Origin of the sequence: Nostoc sp. NMS2 (assembly GCF_017115105.1) — a bacterium.
Lineage (GTDB): Bacteria > Cyanobacteriota > Cyanobacteriia > Cyanobacteriales > Nostocaceae > Nostoc.
Window position 1 is genome coordinate 85700 of record NZ_JABXKH010000090.1, and the last position, 22246, is coordinate 107945.

The following is a 22246-nucleotide window of genomic DNA, read 5'->3' on the forward strand; positions in this document are numbered from 1 at the left end:
GGACGTTATGGGAAAAGGTCTCAAAAAAGTATATCTGATGATTTATGATGCTGGTGCAGGCCATCGCAGCACTGCCAAAGCTTTGCAAAAACTTATTGAACAGCGACAATTGCCTTGGGAAATCCATCTAGTCGAGGCTTTTAAAGAAATCATTGGAACGTCTTCTTCGCAAAACTTTTACAATAATGTGATACTCCAAAAAGCTTGGGCAAAAGTTATTACTAAACCTTTACTGGTTCCCTTGTTCAAGCTGCAAATTGGCTTTTACCATTCTGTTTGGTTAGCACGTTTCAAAAAATTTTGGCAGCAGCATCAGCCTGACATAGTAGTTTCAGTGATGCCGTATCTCAATCGGGTGTTTTATGAAAGCTTGCAGGCAACATTACCAAGTGTCCCTTTTATCACGCTTCTAACTGATCTTGCTGATTGCCCACCTCACTTTTGGATTGAGCAGCAGGAGCAATTCTTAATTTGTCCTACAGAACGGGCAATTGAACAAGCGAAAAACTTAGGTTACAGTGATGAGCAAATCTTTCACACTTCGGGATTGGTTATTAACCCTCAATTCTACGAATCTATTATTATTGATCGCCATCTTGAAAAACAACGCTTGGGATTAGATCCAAATTTACCCACTGGCTTAGTTATGTTTGGTGGTCACGGCTCCAATGAAATGATTGAGATTGCTGAACGTTTAGAACAGTCGTCGCTGAACATCCAACTCATATTTATTTGTGGAAAAAATAAAAGACTAGCAACTATTCTGCGTCGTAGCCAAAATCGTATACCAAGGTATATTGAAGAATTTACCAAACAAATTCCCTACTATATGCATTTGTCTGATTTCTTCATTGGTAAGCCCGGTAATGTAAGTATCAGTGAGGCTATAGCGATGAAATTGCCAGTAATAACAGAGCTTAATGCCTTAACTCTGATGCAAGAACGATACTGCTGTGAGTGGATTGCAAATAATGAGCTTGGAATTGTAATTTCTAATTTTCGCAATATCGATTCGGCTGTGGCAGAGCTAATCCAGCCTGAAAACTTATTTCGCTATCGAACTAATATCAAAGCCTTCAAAAATCAGGCGGTATTTGAAGTTGTTGAGATTTTGGAAAAAATTCTTAAACATTCCTATTTAGATGGACTTTATGAAAACGATCCCTTGTTATCGATAAAACAAACATAGCGTTCTGATTCCCTAAAATGATGGCTGACGGACGTACAAGCCCTTTACTAATACCTAGCCGCATTCAAACATATTATTTTTGGCAGGCAGGGGAGCAGGGGAAGTAAAAAGAGAAATACTACCTATAATTGCAAACTGGTAGTAGAAAAACTTGTTGATATTTTAAAAAGGAAAGTTTTATGCAACTACAACACCAAAAAATTAGTACAAATAAGCAACGTCTTAACTGCTCGATTTGCGATTATCGCGTCGATCCAAATGATGAATCTGCATTTGCGACTTTTCCTTCCAACGTAAGAGCTTTTAAAGATGAGAAATTTAAGGCTTGGCGATGTCACGATTGCCAGACAATTCATTGTTTAGATATCGTCGATCTCGACCATTACTATGCAAAATATCCTTATTCCAAAGGGAAGTTGACCGGATCATATAGATTTCTGTATAGCCACCTATACCGTCAGTTGAAAAAGCATGGTTTTTCCAAGTCTGGCTCATTGCTCGATTATGGCTGTGGAACCAACGCTCTGTTTGTGCAATATTTGCAAGAACAGGGCTTTACTAATATTTATGGATACGATCCTTACGGGACAAAGGACGGCTTCGGCAATCCCACAACTCTCCAGCGAGGGCCATTTGATTATATCTTGCTCCAAGATGTCATCGAACACGTTGAAGATCCTAATGCATTATTAAGTGAGTTAAACAGCTTGCTGGCTCCTGGTGGTTATATTCTCATCGGTACACCTAACGCTGGCAATATCGACCTCAACCGACCCGATTTACGAGATTACTATAACTGTGTTCATGCTCCCTATCACCTTCATATATACACCCGTGAGACCCTTGAATCTTTAGGGAAATCTCAAGGATGGGAATTTGTAAATTTCTTTGATCGTAGGTATGACGACACACCCTGGTTTAGCTTTAACAGTCGAGTTTATAACGCTTACGCAAGCCTTTTAGATAAATCACTGGATGTTTTTTTTGAGCCATTCAAACTAGGAAAAGCGTTGACCTCACCTAAATTCTTGTTCTATGCTATTTTCGGCTATTGGCTCAGTTTCCATGCTGATATGAGCATCATGTTCCGCAAAAGTCTGTAATCCAATTCAGCCTAGCCTTCTTTCTAAATAGAAAGACTAATAAAAGTAGTTGAAATTTTTCACGAGGATTCTATGCAGTTAACACACAACAACGTTATAACCAGTAAACAACGCCTTAGCTGCTCGATTTGTGATTATCGCGTCGATCCAAATAATGAATCTACATTTGCGACTTTTCCTTGCAGTATTAGAGCTTTCAAAGATGAAAAATTTAAGGTTTGGCGATGTCCCGATTGCCAGACAATTCATTGTTTAGATGTCGTTGATCTCGACCATTATTACGCAAAATACGCTATCTTTCAAACTGAATTGACCTGGACGTATCGATTTGTCTATGGCAACCTATACCGTCAGTTGAAAAAGCATGGTTTTTCCAAGTCTGGCTCATTGCTCGATTATGGCTGTGGAACCAACGCTCTGTTTGTGCAATATTTGCAAGAACAGGGCTTTACTAATATTTATGGATACGATCCTTACGGGACAAAGGACGGCTTCGGCAATCCCACAACTCTCCAGCGAGGGCCATTTGATTATATCTTGCTCCAAGATGTCATCGAACACGTTGAAGATCCTAATGCACTATTAAGTGAGTTAGACAGCTTGCTGGCTCCTGGTGGTTATATTCTCATCGGTACACCTAACGCTGCCAATATCGACCTCAACCAACCTGACTTACCTGAATATTATAACTGTGTTCACATCCCCTATCACCTTCATATATATACCCGTGAGACCCTTGAATCCTTAGGAAAATCTCAAGGATGGGAACCTGTAGATTTCTTTGCTCGCAAATACTACGATACACCTTGGTTCGCCTTCAACTTTCGAGCTTTGAACGCCTACGTAAGCCTATTGGATGGCACAACAAACGTTCTTTGTGAGCCATTCAAACTAGGAAAAGCCTTGACTTCACCTAAATTCTTGTTCTACGCTATTTTCGGTTACTGGCTCAGTTTTCATGTTGAGATGAGCATCATGTTCCGCAAGTCTTTAAACTGATTTATTGCCAATGCTTTGCATAGTGAAACTAAACTTTTTAGTAGTTCGCTCTCGTGAAATTGGCACAGTAAAAGGTAAAGGTATTTTATCGCTTTCTCCTTTAACGTCTTCTTAATCCTCTTAAAATTTGTGCAAAAAGGACTCAAATAAAATGGCCAATTCCAAAGCAACAGCCTCATTATATACACCTGGTAGTGATGTAGTATTTCCAGGAAATGTAAATTTGGAAGCCATTTTCGGGCGTGCAGGAAACGATCTGATTTATAGTTACGATCCTGGTGTAGATAACACTACAAACCAAAATATTGATTTTTTGTTTGGTGATATATTTGAAAACTCAGCAGAAGAGTTCGAGATTATTCTTAATATTCAACAAGGTAATCCATTACTCATCCTAGACAGAAACATACCATCGGTAGGGAGCGATAAATTTATTCTTGGCGATAAAAATCAACCTTACTACACAAATAATGGCGATCCAGATAATCTACTCACCACAGATTTTCTTGGTTTGAACCAATATGCTGTAATTTATGATTTTGCTCCCTCCCAAGATACTATACGCCTAAATGGTAAACCACAAGATTATCGATTGGTAGATGTTAATGGATTAAAGGTTGAAGGAATAGACCACCTTTTTTATGGAAAGGCTATCTTTTCAGTGCAAAAGGGACTGCCTGACCTCGTTACTTTTGTGATTGAAAAACCTGAAGTACATTTAGATCTAAATGGCAAATATTTCGAGTTTGTGGGTGAGAAACCACAAACAAAACCAGCAAAAAGGAAGATTGGGCAATTAGGAACTACCGCTCTCGATGTTGGTACTGGTGCTGCTACAGATTCTTCGGGCAATTTGTATATAGCAGGATTTACTGGCGGGGCTTTGCAAGGAACCAATAAAGGTTCTACAGATGCTTGGGTGACTAAGTATGACAAAAAGGGCAATCCGTTGTGGGGTAAGCAGATTGGCACTTCTAATTCAGACCAAGTTTATTCTGTAGTCACAGACAAGGACGGTAACTTCTACTTGGCGGGAACTACAGGAGGCAACTTGTTTTCATCCAAGCAATCAGATGGGACTGATGTTTGGGTAGCTAAGTATGATAGCAATGGCAATCAGTTGTGGGGTAAGCAGTTTGGAACTAATGTGGCTGGAGGTTTTGCTAGTGCTAGCTTTGGTCTGGATGTAGATCAAGTAGGCAATGTCTACTTATCGGGATTGTCAATTAAGGAAAACACAAATCTAAACATTTTCAATTTTAGCGTTCAAGATGATTCCTGGGTAACTAAATTCGATAGTAATGGTAATCAACAGTGGTTTACCCAAGTTAAAGATCCGACTGCGAGTTTCCCTTTTAACCTAACTCCCTTTTTTGACGAATGTTACGACCTTGCCGTTGATAAGAATGGCAATAGCTACGCTACAGGATGGACTCAGGGTTTAGTAAAAGAGTCAGATCCTTCTAAACCGGGTTTAAAGTACGATGCCTGGCTAACGAAGGTAGACCCCAACGGTCAAGTACAGTGGGTTCAACAGTTTGGTAGTAAAAATGAGGGTCTTGACTTTGCATGGGCTGATGCCACTGACAGCAAGGGAAATATCTACGTTACAGGATGGACTACAGGCGATTTAGGGACAAAAGATAAAAAGGGTAGCGAAATCGGGTCTTACGATGTCTGGTTGACTAAGTTTAACCCAAATGGAACTCTGCTGTGGGCTAAACAGTTTGGCGCTAAAGGTGATGATGGTGCCTACTTATCTGACTTGGAGATTGATTCACAAGACAACATCTTCTTGACAGGATATTCTAACGATAAGTTAGGAAAAGGCACAAAAGATACAGCTTATAATGCCTTTGTGGCAAAGTTCGACACCGACGGCACAAATAAGTGGATTCAACAGTTTGGTAGCAAATCGAGGCTTGACTATGCTACAGGTCTTACTGCTGACGATAGTGGTAAGCTGTTCGTTACTGGAGTGACAGATGGCTTATTAGGGAGTGGTACTAATGAAGCTAATGGCTCGGCTTTAGATGCCTGGGTGGCTGAACTGAACGCAAATAACGGAAAATTGCGAAAATTTACTGGTACTTCACAAGATGTCACCAGCATTACCGATCCTGGCCCAATCTCCACCATTGATATAACTAATAATTTTGTGACTGACGACAAGTTGTCCAATGGTGATAATCGCATTGATCCTGCTCAGGGGATTGATACGAAGGTCAAGACATTCAACTATGGGCAATTTACTTCCAACCTGGGTAATATATTCGACCCTGGTGAGCAAAATTCTTTTGCTTCAGTCTTGTCTAAGGGAGTTACTAGTGGCAATGCCCCCTTCCTCAATAATAGTGATTTGAACCTTTTGCAAGGATAAATTGGGAACTTAACTTTTCACTAGATGTGGAAAATAAAGAGTGGTTTGCGATAATATATCGCAAACCACTCGTTTGTTATTACCTAGAGCGGTAAAACTTGCTAGAGTAGATTTTTAATGATTGAAATAGGCGTAAATAGGTAAACCAAAATTTTCAATAATAACGAATTTACTAGGTTTAAGTTTTTGCTCTAGCTAGCTTTGCCACTCTAGGTTATTACTCGTGCGAAACTTCCTAAAAATTCTCATCAAGTTGCAATTTCCGACTATTCAAGAGATTACAACTGAAGAATTTGCTCACTGGTTATTAAACTCTCGAAAGTCACAGCCATTAGTGTTAGATGCACGAAGTCAGGCAGAGTATATGGTCAGTCATCTCAAAACAGCAGTACATATAGATTCCATTGCACCTGATTTAGCAGGACTTTCAACAAATTCAAAATTCACACCAATTGTCGTGTATTGTTCTGTTGGATATCGTAGTGCCAAATTAGTCCAGCAGCTTGATGAGGCGGGAATGAAGTGTATTTTTAACTTGAGCGGTGGTATTTTTCAGTGGGTAAATGAAGGCAGACCAATCTTTAGAGATGAGCATCCGACACAGCTTGTACATCCCTATAATCCAATATGGGGAAAACTTTTGAAAGGTCGTTACCACGCTCAAGAGCGGTAAAACTGAACTTTACGTTTTTGGACGCAATATCTCTTTTTCTGGTTTCTTCATATCTAAGCTTATATCACGATTTTTACAGTCTATCAACATCAAGTAAGTAGAATAAAAGCAACGGTAAAACTATTAAATCAGTATGTCTCAAGTTTCGATTGTCATCCCTACTTTAAATGAAGCTGCCAGTTTGGGGCGCACATTGCACCAACTGACTTTACTTAATCCACCTCCTTTTGAGGTAATAGTAGTAGATGGAAGCAGCGAAGATGAGACAGTAGCGGTTGCAAAACTTTGCTTTGGATCATTTAATCAGACTGTGTGTGTGCAGATTCTCTTGTCTGAGCGGCGTGGACGTTCTATTCAGATGAATTACGGAGCATCAGTTGCTACTGGAGATATTCTCTGCTTTGTTCATGCAGATACTTGGGTGCCAGATGACCTAATCAGCGTAATCAAACAGACCTTAGCAGAGCCAAGTATTGCATGTGGAGGATTTATTTCTCTGATGGCAGGATCTTACAGCACTCGCTGGGGCATCTCTCTACATAATTATCTAAAAACCTATTACGCACCATTGCTATTTAAACCTCATTTGTTTTTTAGAGGATTGCGTCTGTTGTTTGGAGATCAGGTAATGTTCTGTCGTCGGACTGACTTTTGGGATTGTGACGGATTTAATGAGGCATTACCAATTATGGAGGATGGAGATTTATGCCTGAGATTAGTCAAAAAAGGGCGTATTTATCAAGTGAACCGGATTGTTCAGTCTTCAGATCGGCGTGTGGCAAAATGGGGTAGCTGGAAAGCAAACGCAATTTACCTTTACATTGGTTTTTTGTGGGGAATAGGAGTTGATGCAAACTATCTCAAACAGTTTTATCAAGACATTCGCTGATTGAGGCTCCAGTCATAGTGAAGATAGGATATCGGCGTTGAAGCACTCAAAGGCAGTTCAGTTTCTAAGTAGGAGCGGATATATTCTGGGATGGAGGATGCAATCTTAAGAAAATCCTGACGATACCACTTAAAGATTTTGCTACAGTAGAGCGTTTTACTCTGTGAGTCATAACGGACTTTTTCGGGATTATTAATGAAGCGACGGGCATCTTCATCTAATTGCTCAACGACTTGTTCACAAAGGTAAGCTCTTGGACGTAGTAAAGGGCAACCAACTGAAGCGCAGACAATTGCAAAATGAATTTGTGGTTTCTGCAATTTTTCCCGAAGAATTTTGTTTTCAATTTGGGCTAAACTATAAGTCTGGCCAAAGATATAATAAGCGCGACGTTGAAAGAACCATAAGAAAGCAAGCCAGTTGGGAATACCTAAAATTTGTGGACGAATAGATTCAAGTGGGTATCTCTCCAAAATTGTCGAAATGGTAAATGCATTGTAAACGTTAATCCACAATGCCAATTCCTCTGAAGCTTCGGAATTAGATTTGAGAACTACATCCCTTTGACTCGATAACCAATTTTTAAGCGCTTGAGGTTGCTCTTTTTTCCAAGCAGCATAGTCTACACGTCCCTGTCGATCAACATACTGACGCAGTAGTGTATCCCAGGGTTCAAAATCAATCATTATCGTTATGTTGATATGTTAGATATTGCTTTCAGCTATCGTTTAAACTTTAGCATAAAGAAATACTTCATTGACTCCCGATAGCACCTTTACTCTGGGAGCAACGCGATTTTGTGAAGTCACACAATACTTACCCCTATTTTTACCTCCACTGCAAACCCAGATGGGGGGAGAGTGAAAACTACACTAAACTATTGAAAAATCAAGCTAACAAGCAGATAATAATAGGGTTATAACTTGATTTTACAGTTATAAAAAAATATTTAAAGCAATTAAAAGAAAAATCTTTACGTACTCAATTTATTTTTAATTACTATCAACAAAAATAATTTAAGTAGGTAAACGGATATAACAATTCTATTTGATTTGTGAAAAGTCGCGGTATTCAGATCCCCGACTTCTCAAAGAAGTCGGGGATCTAACTTTTAACGTATGATTTAGGACTGGTATATCAAGCCAATAATATAAATATATGTAAATTAATTAACACATTTGAAATAAAAAATATCATTAATAGATTTGTTATGCAGATAGAATTTTAGATCATTTACAATCAACCATTTTTGTCCAATACGCGATCGCTAGCTTGATAATTAACGACTCTCTTAGCCCTTTAAGAAGTATGGAATTAAGCCAATCAGCCAAGGGAGATATTCTCATCGTTGATGACACTCTGGATAATCTTCGCCTCCTATCAGCAATGCTTACCGAGCAAGGATACGAAGTTAGGAGTGTTACCAATGGTTCTATGGCGTTGATTGGCATACAAGCTCAACCTCCAGATTTGATTCTGCTTGATATTACTATGCCCGGAATGAATGGCTATGAGGTATGCCAACACCTCAAATCTAATCCTCAAACACAAGAGATTCCCGTCATTTTTATTAGTGCTTTGAATGAGGTATTTGATAAAGTGAAAGCTTTTTCGGTTGGAGGCGTTGATTTTATTAACAAACCTTTTCAAATTGAAGAGGTGGTTGCCCGGATGGAGCATCAACTGAAACTTTGCCGCTTACAACTGCAACTCCAGGAGCAAAATCGTCGCTTGCAGGAGACAGAAGCAGAACTGAGGCGATCGCTCGATCATCAGAAAGCCCTGAATCAACGCATCGAGGAAATGGTGGCGCTAGAAGAACGCAACCGGATTGCGCGTGACATTCACGACTCTCTAGGACATTCCCTCGTAGCGCTAAATGTGCAAATGGAAACAGCATTAACCCTTTGGGAAACCGATCCTAATCGGGCGCGATCGTTTTTATTAGAAGCGAAAAAATTGGGTTCTGAAGCTTTGCAAGAGGTGCGGGAATCAGTTTCGGCAATTCGCTCAGATCCACTCCACGGACAATTGCTCGAAGGTGCGATCGCAAACCTTGCAGAAGAATTCTATCACCTCACCGATGTCTTACCATACTGCAAAATTGATTTATCACAACCGCTTTCCGATTCAGTAAATCATGTTGTGTATCGCATTATCCAAGAAGGGCTAACCAATATTTATAAACACGCCAATGCCACAGCCGTTCAAATTAAAATTCAAACAACGGCGGCGGGGCTATCGTTGATACTCCAAGATAATGGCACAGGCTTTCAATCGGATCGAGCCGTAGCAGGTTACGGACTCCAGGGAATGCGAGAACGAATGGCTACAGTAAACGCCCAGCTAGAAATTGTCAGTAAACCGGGCGCTGGTTGTCGGATTGTTGCTAACTTTCCCAGAGATGAGGGAAGGGGAGGCAGGGGGGCAGGGGAGGCAGGGGGGCAGGGGAGCAGGGGAGCAGGGGGAGATGAGGGAGAAGAATGAATAACCAATGCCCAATGCCCAATGCCCCATGCCCCATGCCCAATATAGAGACGTTACATAGTGTAACGTTTCTACAAGGGTTTCAGGTAATGCTTCATTAATTTTTGGAGATATCTATAAGATCGCTCATCAAAACCAGAAAGAGATAGTTACCATGAAAAATGATAAATCCTCTCCTATTCGCCTGTTAATCGTTGACGATCAGAGCCTCATTCGTCAGGGGCTGAAAGCAATGCTAGAACAGGAACCTGATTTGCAGGTGGTCGGTGATGCTGAGAATGGTAAAGTTGCTCTAGAGCTTGTTGCAGAACTTCAGCCCGATGTGGTGCTAATGGATATTCGGATGCCTGAAATGGATGGACGAACTGCAACAAAGCTGATTATGCAAAACTTTCCTAATATTAAAGTTCTCGTTTTGAGTACATTTGATGATGATTCTTATCTAACAGGGGCGATGCGTGCAGGTGCAAAAGGATATTTGCTTAAAGATATGCCTTCAACTGAGCTAGCAGATGCAATTCGCTTTGGGCATTCTGGCTATACTCAATTTGGGCCGGGGTTATTTGATAAACTATTAGTTACGGAAGCAGCTTCAGTTTCAACTAGCCAAAATTCCGCTTCATCAAAGCCATCGGAAATTACCGCACGAGAACAAGAGGTTTTATGTTTGATCGGTGTTGGCGCAACGAACCGCGAAATTGCCCAACAACTTTTTATTACAGAAGGAACGGTAAAAACTCATGTGACGAGTATTTTAAGCCGCCTCAATCTCAAAAATCGATCGCAACTTGCAATCTATGCAAATTCTGTTCTCAATCAAGAAAAGAAACTAGCCGGGAAGCTACCAGAATAAACTGGAGAACGATAGAACAATTCTATGACTAGCCCTTTCAAGGTGGTGAAATTTTTGGACAATAATTCCTCTTACCTCTGTGTTCTCTGCGCCTAATAAGGTTAAATAAATTACTTTTAACCGCAGAGAGAAGAAAAGAGATTTTACGAGTCACCTTAAAAGGGCTAGTCCTAAATCCTTATATAAAACATTTCAACAAGGGGCTTTTGCCCCTTATTTGTTAATATTCATGACTTAATCTTATAAAATAAGTAATCAGCCGTATAGTTCACGCTAATTTCTCGGTTTTCGGATGATTTATCACATCCTTGAACAGGGGCTTTTCCACCAACTGTATTGATCCGTTGAACCCAATTGACTTGGCGGAAGATACCATTTCCCTCATGAGATTGCGCCTCTAATAATAGCCAGGGAATGGCATCTTCTTGTGGTGCATTTACCTTAGATTTTAACTTCCCCACAACTTTGCTACCGTCTTTGGCTTCCCAGGTTGGGCCTGCATAGTGCTTGCCCCAATCTTGCCCTTGCTCATTCAGTAACACGGCATCGGGAGCTTTGAGAGTCCACTCATACTGCTCAGGGGATTCTGATTTAAGTTTGCAGATATAGATTTGTGAACCCTTGGCAGATGCTTTCAAAAGAAGTTGCTCATTATTTGGGACTTTTATACTATCAGCGATCGCAGCCACATCAGCTATGGGTTGGGCAGGCTCCATAGTTCCTGCGATCGCAGTTTTTACAGAAACACCAAACCCATTCACCATCAGCAGCGAAACAACGAGGCTGCAATTTATCTGAAGAATTTTACAAAAAGTAGGTGACATAATGATTTTTCCTTCAACAGTAAAGTGTGACATCTTCACCGCACTCATTGGCTAAATAAGAGAGAGACTTGAAACGAATTTCAACGATCTGGTCATAGAAAGGATTCAGTTTACAGAGCGGTGGAATGTAAGCGATTGTGCGATTAAGGAGCTTAATTTCTCTCTCAAATGGACAACTAGCGGGAATTATTTTACATAATAATCGTGCCATCTTTGGCTGACGAATTTGTAATGATTCAAGCCATTTTTTAATAGGATACAATAGGTCAATTTTGTAAGATGCAATTAAGTTATTCATTATTTTATCCTCAATTAGAATAGTCTCATTGTAGAGCTTTCAAATGGGATAAACTTCTGAAGAATGTCAGAGATTGACCTCAACGAAATAGTTGATTTATTTATAACTTTCGTTGGTCTAAAACTACGTTTACCTATGACTTTTGTCATAATAAAGCAGGGAATAGGGTTGAAAATCTCTTTATATATGGGACTGACAACAAATAAATTACCTAATCTTGTGGGGTGGGCAACATGAGCGCCTTCATATACGGGCGGGCGAGATGCCCACCCCACAAGAAGTACTTGAGTATTTTTTATTTGGAAGTCTCTAAATTCCCGTTACAAAACTGTACTTCCGACTTCTTTAAAGCTTTTGTCGCGCCATCAGTTGGGCAAACATTCCTGGTTGATTGGCGAGTTGATCGAAACTGCCTTCTTGGACTACACGACCATTCTCGAATACATAGATGCGATCGGCGTTGCGAATGGTACTCAGACGGTGAGCGATCGCAATTCGTGTCACCTTCAAACGCTCTAAACTTTGACTGACGATCGCTTGGGTGCGGTTATCTAAAGCGCTGGTAGCTTCATCAAATAACAAGATTTTGGGTTTTAATACTAGCGATCGGGCAATCAATAATCGCTGCCGTTGTCCTCCAGAGATATTAGTTCCTCCTTCACTAATTACCGTGTGCATTCCCATTGGCATTGATTCGACATCTTCAGCAAAGCCAGCCATCCGCGCGGCTTCCCACGCTTCATCCATCGATATCATTGCTCCACTAGCGATATTCTCAAAGATGGAGGCAGATGTCAATCGGCTATTTTGCATTACAACTCCTAGTTGCCGACGCACTGCATGAATATCCAACCCCGTTAAATCTTGTCCGTCGTAATAAATCGTGCCAGATTCGGGGACATCAAACCCTAGTAATAATCGGAACAGCGTTGACTTTCCACTCCCCGAAGCGCCGACAAAAGCGATAAACTCGCCAGGTTCCCCATGGATGCTAACATCATCCAATGTCAAAGGCCCGTCATCTCGATACCGGAAAATTACATGATCCACAACCACTCGCCCAGAAAGCCTACCTGGATCGGTTTTTTCAGAGTCAACTTCCGGTTTGGATTCGAGAATCGGCTGCGCTCGTTCCCACAAAGGAACCACTTGCAAAACATCTATAATTGTGCTGCTGAGACTGGTAGCTCCACCGATAAATGTGCCAAATGCCGCATTAAATGCTAAAAATACACCTGTAGATAAACCACCTTCTGATGAATTAGCTTGCTGAAGTAAACTGCTGGCAAACCAGAAAAGGATTGCTGTAGTCAATACAGGCAAGATTTTATTAATCACAGCCAGAGCATCTTCAATGCCTTGGGTACTCAGCATCCATTTGATTTGCTGACTATACTGTTTTCCCCAAAAAGCAAAGGCGCGAGCTTCTGCTCCTGCAACTCGCAATTTGCTAACGCCGTTGATTAACTGCACCATCACCCCTGAGAGTTGTCCTTGTAACTCTAGTAAGGGACGAACCTTCCGCAGAGTGTACATTCCTGAAACCAGAGTAATAGTAATGTTGACAAAAGCAACAAGAGTGGCAATTAACGCTAGCGAACCGTTGTAGTAAAAAAGCAGTCCTAAATTCAGAAACGCGAACAAGCTGGTAAAAATACTTCTGAGAACTGTACTACTGAGCTTTTGACGGATTTGGCTAATGGCGCTCACCCGTGAATTCAAGTCTCCAGTTGAGTACTGGCGGAAGAATGATGCTTTGAGATTCAATAACCGATCCCAGACTGCTGCTTGGGTGGAAGCATCAGCAAAGGTTTCCACGCGCATGATTGCAAAGCCTTGGGCAAGTTGAAACAAGGTGCTACCAAATGCAGTTGCAAGCAGCGCTAAGGCAATTTGCACTAATAAACCGCGATTGGCATCAGGAATGGCACTGTCAATCAAGATGGCCATAGCTTGGGGGACAATCATTCCTAATAAAGTTGTCGCCATCCCCGCAGCCAAGACAATCAACAATTCCTTGTAACGTCCTTGGAGGGCGAATTTCAGTAAGTCGAGGGTGGTGAGGACTTTATCAGGTAATGGGCGATAGAAGGTATATCCCGTTAGCGCCAGTTTAATCGCACTTTTAGCATTAACCGGAGTGCGCGATCGCGCAATGGGATCAAAAATTTCATAGCGCGTATCAGATACAGGTAACAGCGCCACAGGACGGTTATCTTCCAGCGTGTAAGCCAGCATAGCACCGCAATCCTTCTTCCACCACTGACCCTGTAAAGCGATCGTTCGGGTTCGTAAACGAGAAGCACGAGCGATCGCTTGTAGCGGATCTTGAACTCGTTTCAGGTCTTCAGACTTTGCCGGTGGTCGAATCGTCACCCCCAAAGTCCGCCCCACAGCACCCGCAGCGATGAGCAAAGCTTGGTCAAAATCATTGGCTTCAATTTGAGCAGAAGCGGCAATTTGTGGAGATTGCAGCAACGAGGCTAACTCGCCCAGCGTCTGCTTCATCACCTGCTCATTGAGGTGTTGCCGTTCTTGAAATCGGTTTAATTCTACCGCTTTTTCCTGCTGTTCCAGAAGAAAAAGGCTCTGAAGAAAGTAGACTTGAATTTGAAAAATTCCCCTGAACAGAATATTAGCATCCTCAATCTCAGACGTAGTTAGGATTTCTAGCTCAGTTGTATCTTCAGCTTGAAACCACATATCGGCGCTCAACGGCAACAATCCTGATTGAGGCATGACTAACAGTTCCTCAAACCCCATCCAAACCCCATAACCACGCTGAATTTGTACCCAGGATACAAGCTCTCGCTGTGGTTGGAAAATCTGACCATTGCTAAGTGAGAAGTAGCGAACCCCTTCTTCTTGAAACGGCAGTGCAGGTGGAGTAATAGAAGACAGCGCCAATCCTAGTTGCTCAATCCATCCCTCTATTAAAGTTACTGCTTCGCCATTGTTATCAGCGATAAATTCCCGAAAATCTTTCCTTGAAACTTTCATAAGTTCCGTTTCTTCAATCGACACCGCCAGAAGTTGATATGGTATCGGCTGAGAATCACTAATGATGCCAAACATTGCCTGTCTAGTTCGGGTAGTAAATAAATAGCGGCGACTTCCCTCAGCAATTCCCTCTTTCACCGGAATCGCAAACACCGCCAATGAACCCGATTTTACGATCCAAATCGTCTTCGGGTCATTAAGAATAATTGGCTCATTACCTTTGAACCGATAGTACTCTCCCGGCAAAGTAGCGCTCCGAATTTGATCTAACATATCTATATCCTGCTCCATAAAATTAATATAAAACTGTACTTCCGACTTCTTTAATTACGAATTACGAATTACGAATTACGAATTAATCTCACTCTTCCTTAACTGCTTCCCCTTCACTGCGAATTAATTGTAAATACTTACCTTCAACCTGTTGTAATTCCTCATGGCTGCCCCGTTGCACCACCTTGCCGCGATCGAAGACAATAATTTCGTCACAATCCCGAATTGTGCTTAACCGATGCGCCACAATTACACAAGTACAGCCGCGCTCCCGGAGTTTCTGATCGATCGTTTTTTCTGCCTCAGCATCGAGCGCACTGGTAGCTTCATCCATCACCAAAATTGCCGGATTATTCACTAAAGTGCGGGCAATTTCTAATCGCTGTCGCTGTCCACCGCTCAAATTAGCTGCCCCTTCTGCCAGGTCAGCGTTGTAGCCTCCAGGCATGGAAAGCACTACATCCTGAATGGCAGCATCTTTACAAGCGCGAACCAAGTTACTAAAAGGCACAGTCGAATCCCAAAGTGTAAGATTGTCGCGCACAGTGCCTGCAAATAGCGAGATATCTTGCTCAACCAGGGCAATTGAATTAGTGAGAATCGATCGCGGAATGAATTTTCTGGATTGACCATCAAATAAAATCTCTCCCGCCCACGGTTCGTATAATCCACACACCAGCTTGGCAACGGTTGACTTACCCGAACCACTGCCACCCACCAAAGCGACTCGTTGACCGGGTTTAAGTGAAAGACTGAAATTTTCGATTAAGGGAGGTGCAGAGCGATTATAGCCAAAGGTGATGTTACGGAGTTCAACATAACCCTGAAGCCGAACATTTGCGGCAGCGGATTGAGTTAGTGATAGACTGATGTCTTGCTCTACGGCAGGGTCGATCGCATTGCGTAACACGTCATCCAACCGACCCAAATTGCCTTCCATTTCTTGAAGTTCACCCGCTAAACTCACCAGATTATTTACAGGCTCTAGAAATCTTTGCATCAGGGCTTGAAAGGCAATGAGCATCCCAATACTGAGTACGCCATCCATTACCCGTAGCCCTCCCACCGCCAGCAAAAGCATGGATGTAATGGAGGTGAGAAATGATGGCAACACACCCAGGTTTTGATTAGTCGCATCCATTTCTTGCCGAGCATTAATTGCTTTAGCGTAATAACCTGCCCACCGCGAAAAGAATTCTGACTCAAGCCCGGATGCTTTGAGCGTTTCCATACTTTGCAGTCCAGAAATCGCTACCCCACTGACCTTGCCTTGTTCTTGCATTAATCGCAAGTTGGCATCGACACGCTGCCGTGAAACCCATCGCCACACGCTGACATTCACGATTACAAAAGCAATGCCGATCGCAGTGAGAACGACATCATATTGCAACATTACTAAAGCATAAAAGACAACGGTGAAGCCGGAAATAACTGTAGTCGCTAATCTTCCTGAAAGCAGATTCGCCAAGCTATCGTTGAGGCGAACACGGCTGCTAATTTCTCCGGCAAATCGCTGATCGTAAAAACTCACTGGCAGCCGCAGAATATGCCACAAGAATCGGCTGGACATCCCCACAGCTAGCTTAATTTTCATGCGTCGCAGAAATTGCAGCTGAAGCAATGTTAAAAAACCATTTAAGATGGCTGTGAGGATCATCCCTAAAATTAATGGCCGCAACCAATCACTTCTGCCTTCAATCAAGACATTATCCACAAAGGCTTGGGAGAATGCAGGGATAGCTAATCCGGGAATCACTAACAGCAATCCGGCGATTACACAATAAATCAGCGCTCCCAGAGAACTCTGCAATCGATCCCATAAAGATAATGTCAGACTCGGTTTCCGTCCTCCTGGCTGGAACTCTGCACTTGGTTCGCCAACTAGCACTACCCCAGTAAAGGACTGATCGAATTCTGGAAACGAAACTGTCCGAGGCCCGGTAGCAGGATCGTTAAGATAAACTTTGTCTTTGGCAAATCCTTCAACTATCAGAAAATGGTTGAAATTCCAAAAGACAATATAAGGACATTGCAGTTTGCGTAACCCAGCCAAATCGACCTTAAAGCCTTTCGCTTGTAAACCGTAGCTGCGAGCCGCGTTGATAATATTAGATGCTTTACTGCCATCCCGTGAAACACCACAAGCTTGACGGAGTTCTGCCAGGGGTACAATGCGATCGTAGTAGCCTAAAATAATCCCCAGTGCGGCTGCACCGCATTCCACTGCCTCCATTTGTAACAGGGTGGGAGTCCGACGACGGCGATCGGGACGGCTGATGAGCCGTTGAATTTTTTTAAATCGAAGCCCAATTTGTGATTGAATTTGCCGCATAATCAATACATTCCACTCCACGATCGCAAAATCGGAAACACAAAGGAAATCGGGGATTGTTCATCCACTTTCACGCGCACTGAGGTAGTGGTTCCAGATGTGACTTGGCCGTCTGGCCCTTTAGACGACGACCACCGAAAATGGCTTTTAGTCGAAGGATCTGGCTGAAGTTCCGCAAAAACTTGAATTTGTGCCCCTTCTGTGGTTAAACCTTGCAAAACTTCCAGACCGCCGACAACACTTGATGCGCTTTCCTTACTAACCGGAAATGCAGAAATACTTGTGACTTTCCCGAGAATACCACCAAAGCGTTCTCGTTTAACGGTCGAAGGAGTGACTTGCAACTCCATCCCCTTTTGAATCTTTTTGCCTTCGCTAACCGGGAAGAATGCCACCCCGACTAACTTATTCCCGGAGTCTCTAGCTTCGATTGTGCCAATCCGAGAGCCTTTTTCCAGGGTTTGTCCAGGAACAGCAGAAAGTTCTAAAACCCGTCCATTGAAATTGCTAGTAACCTGGCTGTTTGATTTGATTTCTAATGTTAATTCTGCGATCGCTCGCTGGGTATCTTGAATTTCTTTTCTTCTATTAGTAGAAATAGCTAAATCTTGTTCTGCTTGCCCGGCAAATTTACTGTCTAGTACTGCTAATTGAGCTTGCAGTTCTTTAGTTGAATTGATATTTGCTAAGAATTCTCGTTCTGCATCAGCTTCTTTAACATTAAGTTGTTTCAGTTGCGATTCGATTTCATTGATTTTGGTTTTACTATTGAGAAATTCCTGTTGCGCCTGAAGGACGGTATCACTCGAAACCGCTCCTTCTTGGCGTAACTGCTGGCGAATGTCAAATCGTTCTTTGAACGTGGGCATCAAATCTCGCGTTGTCTGCAACTGTTCCTGTAAGTTCTGACGCTCTTGCCGAATCGACTCCAGACCTTTACTTCTGAGAATTGGCGTTAGGGATTGGGTTGTTTTGAGAGTTTGCAGGAGTGCTTGACGTTGTTGCCCAATCGCACCCTTATCTAAAACCGTTCGCTGAAGTTGAAGTGTATTTGCATTTTGGTCTTGTTCCTGAAGTTGAGCAAGCTTGACTCGTGCAAGTTTCAACTTGTCTTGAAGTTCAGTTTGGTCAATTGTCGCTAGCACCTGTCCTTTCTTCACCTCATCACCTGTACGAACAAAAAGCATGAGAATCTGCCCGGAACTAGGAGACTGGAATCCAACTACTTTGCTAGGAAAAACCACTACACCTTGTCCAGCAACGGTAATGGGAATGCGACCAAAAACACTCCAAACAAGTCCAACGGCAATTAGAGATCCCATCGCAGTTAACGGAATCCACTTCTTTGGTTGAACCACCTGCATGAGTTGATCGAGCCGCTCCGGGGAGGATAAACGATCGAGTGCTTCTTTGCGGAATAGATTGCTTTTGTTGGTCGTCATTATACTGACTCCATTGAAGTTGTAGAAATTTGTATATTAGTGAAAATAGGGAATGGGGGGAGAGGCGGGGGGGCAGGGAGCAGGGGGAGAGGAGAGAGATGAGGGAGATGTGGTTCGACTTCGCTCACCAACCGGGAGAGGAGGGAGATGGGGAACAGGGAGCAAGGGAGAAGAGTTTTCCCCCTGCCCCCGCCCCCCGCCCCTCTGCCTCTTTTCAATGCCCAATGCCCTAACATCATTCAACTGCCCCGAATCTGCTTTAGCATCCAGTCAAATCGAGTCCCCGCCAGTGTCACTTGAGCCAAAAAGCTAGAACTCAGTTCATCTTCATAAGTCAAGCGTTCATCTAAAGATTTACCTGAGCTATAGGTGATTCTGCCGTAACCCAGACTATTGATGATTCCTTGCTGTTTATCTGCTAACAAAATCGCTAATACTCGATAAAATCGGGCAGCAAAACCCACGTCGTGTAGCAATTTGGCAGAAAGTCGCCATCTGGGAATCGATAAGACGATCGCATCATCAACCGCCCGAATTGTCATCGCGGGTGGACTGGCTTCGACAAAGGGCGTTTCGCCAACTATGTCACCCCGCGATAATCTCGCAAACTCTCGTTCGATATGATCTGTCTCTTCTAAAGTTGAAAAGGCGCGGGTGAGAGGGTTGCTTGTATCTTCAGCGATCGAAGCCACCATCTTGCCATCTAATAAAATATAGAGAGCGTCAACGGGTCTTCCAGCTTGAAACAACACCGTTCCCGCAGGAAGTCTTATGGCATCGCCTGCAACAATCATCCAACCAATATCGCTATCATTTAATTCTGCAAATGTAAATAGAATTTCTCGAATTTGTGGCTGAAAAAGCACGACTGTGCTTTGGCCAATTTGGTTGATCATCTGCTCTAATCGGTGAGCAAGTAGAACTGCGATCGCTCGATAAAAATGAGCAGCAAAAGTGACATCTTCTTGCAATTTTTGAATCAACTGCTGCTGAGGAATCATCAACACAAGCGACTTTCTAGCGGCTTTGACTGTAGTTGAAGACTGGTAGGAGGCTAAAAAGGGCATTTCTCCTACAACTTCGCCATTTGCCAGCCGTGCAACCTCTCGTCCTGACAATTCGCCACCTTCAAGAGCGGCAAATGCTCGACCAATGGGATTATCATCAGCCTGAGCGACAGAAACGCTTAATGCACCATCAAGCAGAATGTAGAGAGCATCAACAGGTGTTCCTTGGCGGATGAGGATCGTACCAGCAGTAATTTCTTCTCTTTGACCCGTTGCCAAGATCCAGTCAATATCGCTATTTGTCAGTTCCTTAAGTAGAACTTCTGTCATAATTTAACTTCCTTGTGTTCTGCTAACGGGAGAGAAATGGGGAGCGGGAAATAATACCAATTCGTAATTGAGAAATTCAGATTAAATTTGGTTTCCAAATGATTGCATTTGTGGTCTTATTTTGTAGAACTAGTATAATTACTCAACAATCTCCCCATCATGGATCAACTAGAAGCACGGATAATCGCCTGGTGTTTTGTGATTGAAATCAGGAAGCTTTATATTTTCAAGCTTTTTTGCGATCGCTTCAGATAGATGGTTATATTTGTCGTCTATAGGATACTCACTTGGATAAGGCTCAGTTGGATAAGGCTCACCTTCGGCAATACCACCCGCAATAGTTGCGAGTTCTTGAGCCGATAGTTCTTGTGATTCATTTTGCTTTTCGTTTTCCATTGCAATTCTTTCTCCTTGTCATTTCATTACTGAATTCATCTAATTTCATGAGGGCGCAACCATAAAACACGCAAGAATAATTTCAGAAAGCAGTTGAGCAAAACTTGTCCAACTGCAATTGATTGATTTGAGAAACTCCGTTTATGTAGAACCTTCGATCGCAGATATATCTCCAAACAACTCGCCAAGAACCTTTAGATCCTCGGTCGTCGCGTCGGTGATGCTGAGGTGGAACACAGAAGAGTCTGTTGTCTCTGCATGAAAAGTCGACCGTGTTGAGTGACACCCTCGTCTTCGTGACGTTTGTTGGGTAAATCCCCTTGTCGATCTGTGAAATCGTGCAGATGTAAACTGCAAATTGAAACCACCCGCTACGTCGTCTAACTCTTCATCCGATAGTTCGATCGCTTCATCATTCGGAGTAATTTCGTCACCTGACATAAAAGCTCCTTGACCCGACGTGTTAAAGTTAAATAAGGCGGAGGGAGTTAACCGAGTGGCTGCTAGGCTCATGGTTAACAACCCCTCCCGCTCCGAAATTCGTCAAACTGAGAAATTTAGCTTAAGCTTCAGGGTTAGAAATACCCGCTTCCTTAAACTCTCTAAGGTCTTGCTCAGAGAAAACGCTCACTTGAAAGGTAACGCTCTTAATGCCGCCCTCTTTAGGAATTTCTACATAACCAAACTGAAAATCTTCGGCATTTGTATTTTTTCCCAAGACATCGCTAGTCGCACCACCAGCAATATCATCAAGTTCTTGATTGGATAGTTCCAGCATTTCATTAGGCTGCACATTTTCCATGATCGTTGTCGTCCTCCTTGTGGTGTTGATTTATGAGCTTAGAAATAAATTACTAGGAATGCCGCTAGGAAATTCTTCTCCAGTGAATTTGATTTCGCGCAAATCTTGTTGAGATATAGTAGTTTCCTGACTGTTGAAGGATGCAATACCGCCATCAGCACCGATAATCACTGCACTAGTTTGCTTATCCGAAAAGTTGAAGTTGTGAGCCTCAACAAAGCTAAAAGCACCACCAGCAACGTTATCTAATTCTTCAGCAGATAGTTCTACGGGCTTAATGTCGTCAGACATGATGTTTTCTCCTCAATTTGTGATGTGTGCTATGTCAAGCAGAACGCTTTATTGAGTTCTGGTTAGTAACTATCACCTTTGGGAGGAAAGAAACCAGTGGCTGTGATTTCGTGCAACCTTTGATGAGATTCAACAGTTTCCTGAGCGTTCAAAGAAGTAATACCGCCTTTAGCGCCGAGAATGGTTGCACTCTCTTGTGTATCTAATTTGTTGTCGTTGTCAGCATTGACAAATTTAAAAGCACCACCAGCAACGTTGTCTAATTCTTCAGCAGATAATTCTACGGGCTTAATGTTGTCAGACATGATGTTTTTTCCTTAATTTATGATGTGTGTGGTTTATCAAGCAGAACGCTTCATTGAGTTCTGCTCTATGTAAGTAGTGGTCTGTTAGTAACTATCACCAGTGGGAGGAAAGAAGCCAGTGGCTGTGATTTCGTGCAACCTTTGATGAGATTCAACAGTTTCCTGAGCGTTCAAAGAAGTAATACCGCCTTTAGCGCCGAGAATGGTTGCACTCTCTTGTGTATCTAATTTGTTGTCGTTGTCAGCATTGACAAATTTAAAAGCACCACCAGCAACGTTGTCTAATTCTTCAGCAGATAATTCTACGGGCTTAATGTTGTCAGACATGATGTTTTTTCCTTAATTTATGATGTGTGTGGTTTATCAAGCAGAA

21 protein-coding genes are annotated in these 22246 nt (G+C 42.5%); 8 read left to right on the forward strand and 13 right to left on the reverse strand.

Going from position 1 to position 22246, the window contains the following annotated elements; all coding sequences use genetic code 11:
* Positions 1–7 precede the first annotated feature (7 nt).
* The 6 genes from HWQ36_RS16815 to HWQ36_RS16840 all read left to right on the forward strand — a co-directional run bounded on the left by HWQ36_RS16815 (position 8) and on the right by HWQ36_RS16840 (position 7233).
* The gene (locus HWQ36_RS16815; RefSeq protein WP_292704835.1) at positions 8–1189 is read left to right on the forward strand and encodes a glycosyltransferase; all 1182 of its coding nucleotides are present in this window, start codon (positions 8–10) and stop codon (positions 1187–1189) included.
* Positions 1190–1368: 179 nt separating this feature from the next.
* Positions 1369–2292, forward strand: a complete 924-nt coding sequence (locus HWQ36_RS16820; RefSeq protein ID WP_292704836.1) for a class I SAM-dependent methyltransferase — start codon at positions 1369–1371, stop codon at positions 2290–2292.
* 72 nt (positions 2293–2364) lie between these two features.
* Positions 2365–3291, forward strand: coding sequence for a class I SAM-dependent methyltransferase (locus HWQ36_RS16825; RefSeq protein WP_292704837.1), 927 nt, complete (start codon positions 2365–2367; stop codon positions 3289–3291).
* 151 nt (positions 3292–3442) lie between these two features.
* Positions 3443–5671: an SBBP repeat-containing protein gene (locus tag HWQ36_RS16830; protein ID WP_292704838.1), complete on the forward strand. Its 2229-nt coding sequence runs from the start codon at positions 3443–3445 to the stop codon at positions 5669–5671.
* 223 nt (positions 5672–5894) lie between these two features.
* A complete protein-coding gene (locus tag HWQ36_RS16835; RefSeq protein ID WP_292704839.1) occupies positions 5895–6344 on the forward strand; it encodes a rhodanese-like domain-containing protein in 450 nt (149 codons plus the stop codon).
* Positions 6345–6477: 133 nt separating this feature from the next.
* Positions 6478–7233: a TIGR04283 family arsenosugar biosynthesis glycosyltransferase gene (locus tag HWQ36_RS16840; protein WP_292704840.1), complete on the forward strand. Its 756-nt coding sequence runs from the start codon at positions 6478–6480 to the stop codon at positions 7231–7233.
* On the opposite strand, the gene HWQ36_RS16845 is transcribed toward HWQ36_RS16840, so the two are convergent.
* Positions 7218–7919, reverse strand: coding sequence for a DUF547 domain-containing protein (locus HWQ36_RS16845; protein ID WP_292704841.1), 702 nt, complete (start codon positions 7917–7919; stop codon positions 7218–7220). The two genes, HWQ36_RS16840 and HWQ36_RS16845, sit on opposite strands and share 16 nt — an antisense overlap.
* A 622-nt stretch (positions 7920–8541) precedes the next feature.
* On the opposite strand from HWQ36_RS16845, the gene HWQ36_RS16850 reads away from it, so the two are divergent.
* Positions 8542–9720 carry a response regulator gene (locus HWQ36_RS16850; RefSeq protein ID WP_292704842.1) on the forward strand — a complete coding sequence of 393 codons (1179 nt, stop codon included), beginning with the start codon at positions 8542–8544 and terminating at the stop codon, positions 9718–9720.
* Positions 9721–9874: 154 nt separating this feature from the next.
* Positions 9875–10573: a response regulator transcription factor gene (locus HWQ36_RS16855; protein WP_292704843.1), complete on the forward strand. Its 699-nt coding sequence runs from the start codon at positions 9875–9877 to the stop codon at positions 10571–10573.
* A gap of 227 nt (positions 10574–10800) precedes the next feature.
* Here the strand turns inward: HWQ36_RS16855 and HWQ36_RS16860 are convergent, their stop codons facing one another.
* The 12 genes from HWQ36_RS16860 to HWQ36_RS16910 form a co-directional block, all read right to left on the reverse strand.
* Positions 10801–11397: a DUF3455 domain-containing protein gene (locus HWQ36_RS16860; RefSeq protein WP_292704844.1), complete on the reverse strand. Its 597-nt coding sequence runs from the start codon at positions 11395–11397 to the stop codon at positions 10801–10803.
* A 13-nt stretch (positions 11398–11410) separates the two neighbouring features.
* Positions 11411–11695: a Mo-dependent nitrogenase C-terminal domain-containing protein gene (locus HWQ36_RS16865; RefSeq protein ID WP_292704845.1), complete on the reverse strand. Its 285-nt coding sequence runs from the start codon at positions 11693–11695 to the stop codon at positions 11411–11413.
* A 345-nt stretch (positions 11696–12040) separates the two neighbouring features.
* Entirely contained in the window at positions 12041–14968 is a 2928-nt protein-coding gene (locus HWQ36_RS16870; RefSeq protein WP_292704867.1) for an NHLP bacteriocin export ABC transporter permease/ATPase subunit, read from the reverse strand.
* Between the two features lie 88 nt (positions 14969–15056).
* Positions 15057–17300 carry an NHLP family bacteriocin export ABC transporter peptidase/permease/ATPase subunit gene (locus HWQ36_RS16875; protein WP_292704846.1) on the reverse strand — a complete coding sequence of 748 codons (2244 nt, stop codon included), beginning with the start codon at positions 17298–17300 and terminating at the stop codon, positions 15057–15059.
* A gap of 2 nt (positions 17301–17302) precedes the next feature.
* Positions 17303–18742: an NHLP bacteriocin system secretion protein gene (locus tag HWQ36_RS16880; protein WP_292704847.1), complete on the reverse strand. Its 1440-nt coding sequence runs from the start codon at positions 18740–18742 to the stop codon at positions 17303–17305.
* A 239-nt stretch (positions 18743–18981) separates the two neighbouring features.
* A complete protein-coding gene (locus HWQ36_RS16885; protein ID WP_292704848.1) occupies positions 18982–20079 on the reverse strand; it encodes a cyclic nucleotide-binding domain-containing protein in 1098 nt (365 codons plus the stop codon).
* A gap of 168 nt (positions 20080–20247) precedes the next feature.
* The gene (locus HWQ36_RS16890; RefSeq protein WP_292704849.1) at positions 20248–20475 is read right to left on the reverse strand and encodes a hypothetical protein; all 228 of its coding nucleotides are present in this window, start codon (positions 20473–20475) and stop codon (positions 20248–20250) included.
* Positions 20476–20616: 141 nt separating this feature from the next.
* Positions 20617–20988 carry a CTB family bacteriocin gene (locus HWQ36_RS34385; protein ID WP_366829170.1) on the reverse strand — a complete coding sequence of 124 codons (372 nt, stop codon included), beginning with the start codon at positions 20986–20988 and terminating at the stop codon, positions 20617–20619.
* Positions 20989–21037: 49 nt separating this feature from the next.
* Complete coding sequence (locus HWQ36_RS16895) at positions 21038–21277, reverse strand: bacteriocin (RefSeq protein WP_292704850.1); 240 nt, start codon at positions 21275–21277, stop codon at positions 21038–21040.
* Positions 21278–21307: 30 nt separating this feature from the next.
* Entirely contained in the window at positions 21308–21568 is a 261-nt protein-coding gene (locus HWQ36_RS16900; protein WP_292704851.1) for a CTB family bacteriocin, read from the reverse strand.
* A 62-nt stretch (positions 21569–21630) separates the two neighbouring features.
* Positions 21631–21873 (reverse strand): CTB family bacteriocin, encoded by a 243-nt coding sequence (locus HWQ36_RS16905; protein ID WP_292704852.1) that lies wholly within the window; start codon positions 21871–21873, stop codon positions 21631–21633.
* Between the two features lie 84 nt (positions 21874–21957).
* Positions 21958–22200, reverse strand: coding sequence for a CTB family bacteriocin (locus tag HWQ36_RS16910; RefSeq protein ID WP_292704853.1), 243 nt, complete (start codon positions 22198–22200; stop codon positions 21958–21960).
* Between the last annotated feature and the right edge of the window lie 46 nt (positions 22201–22246).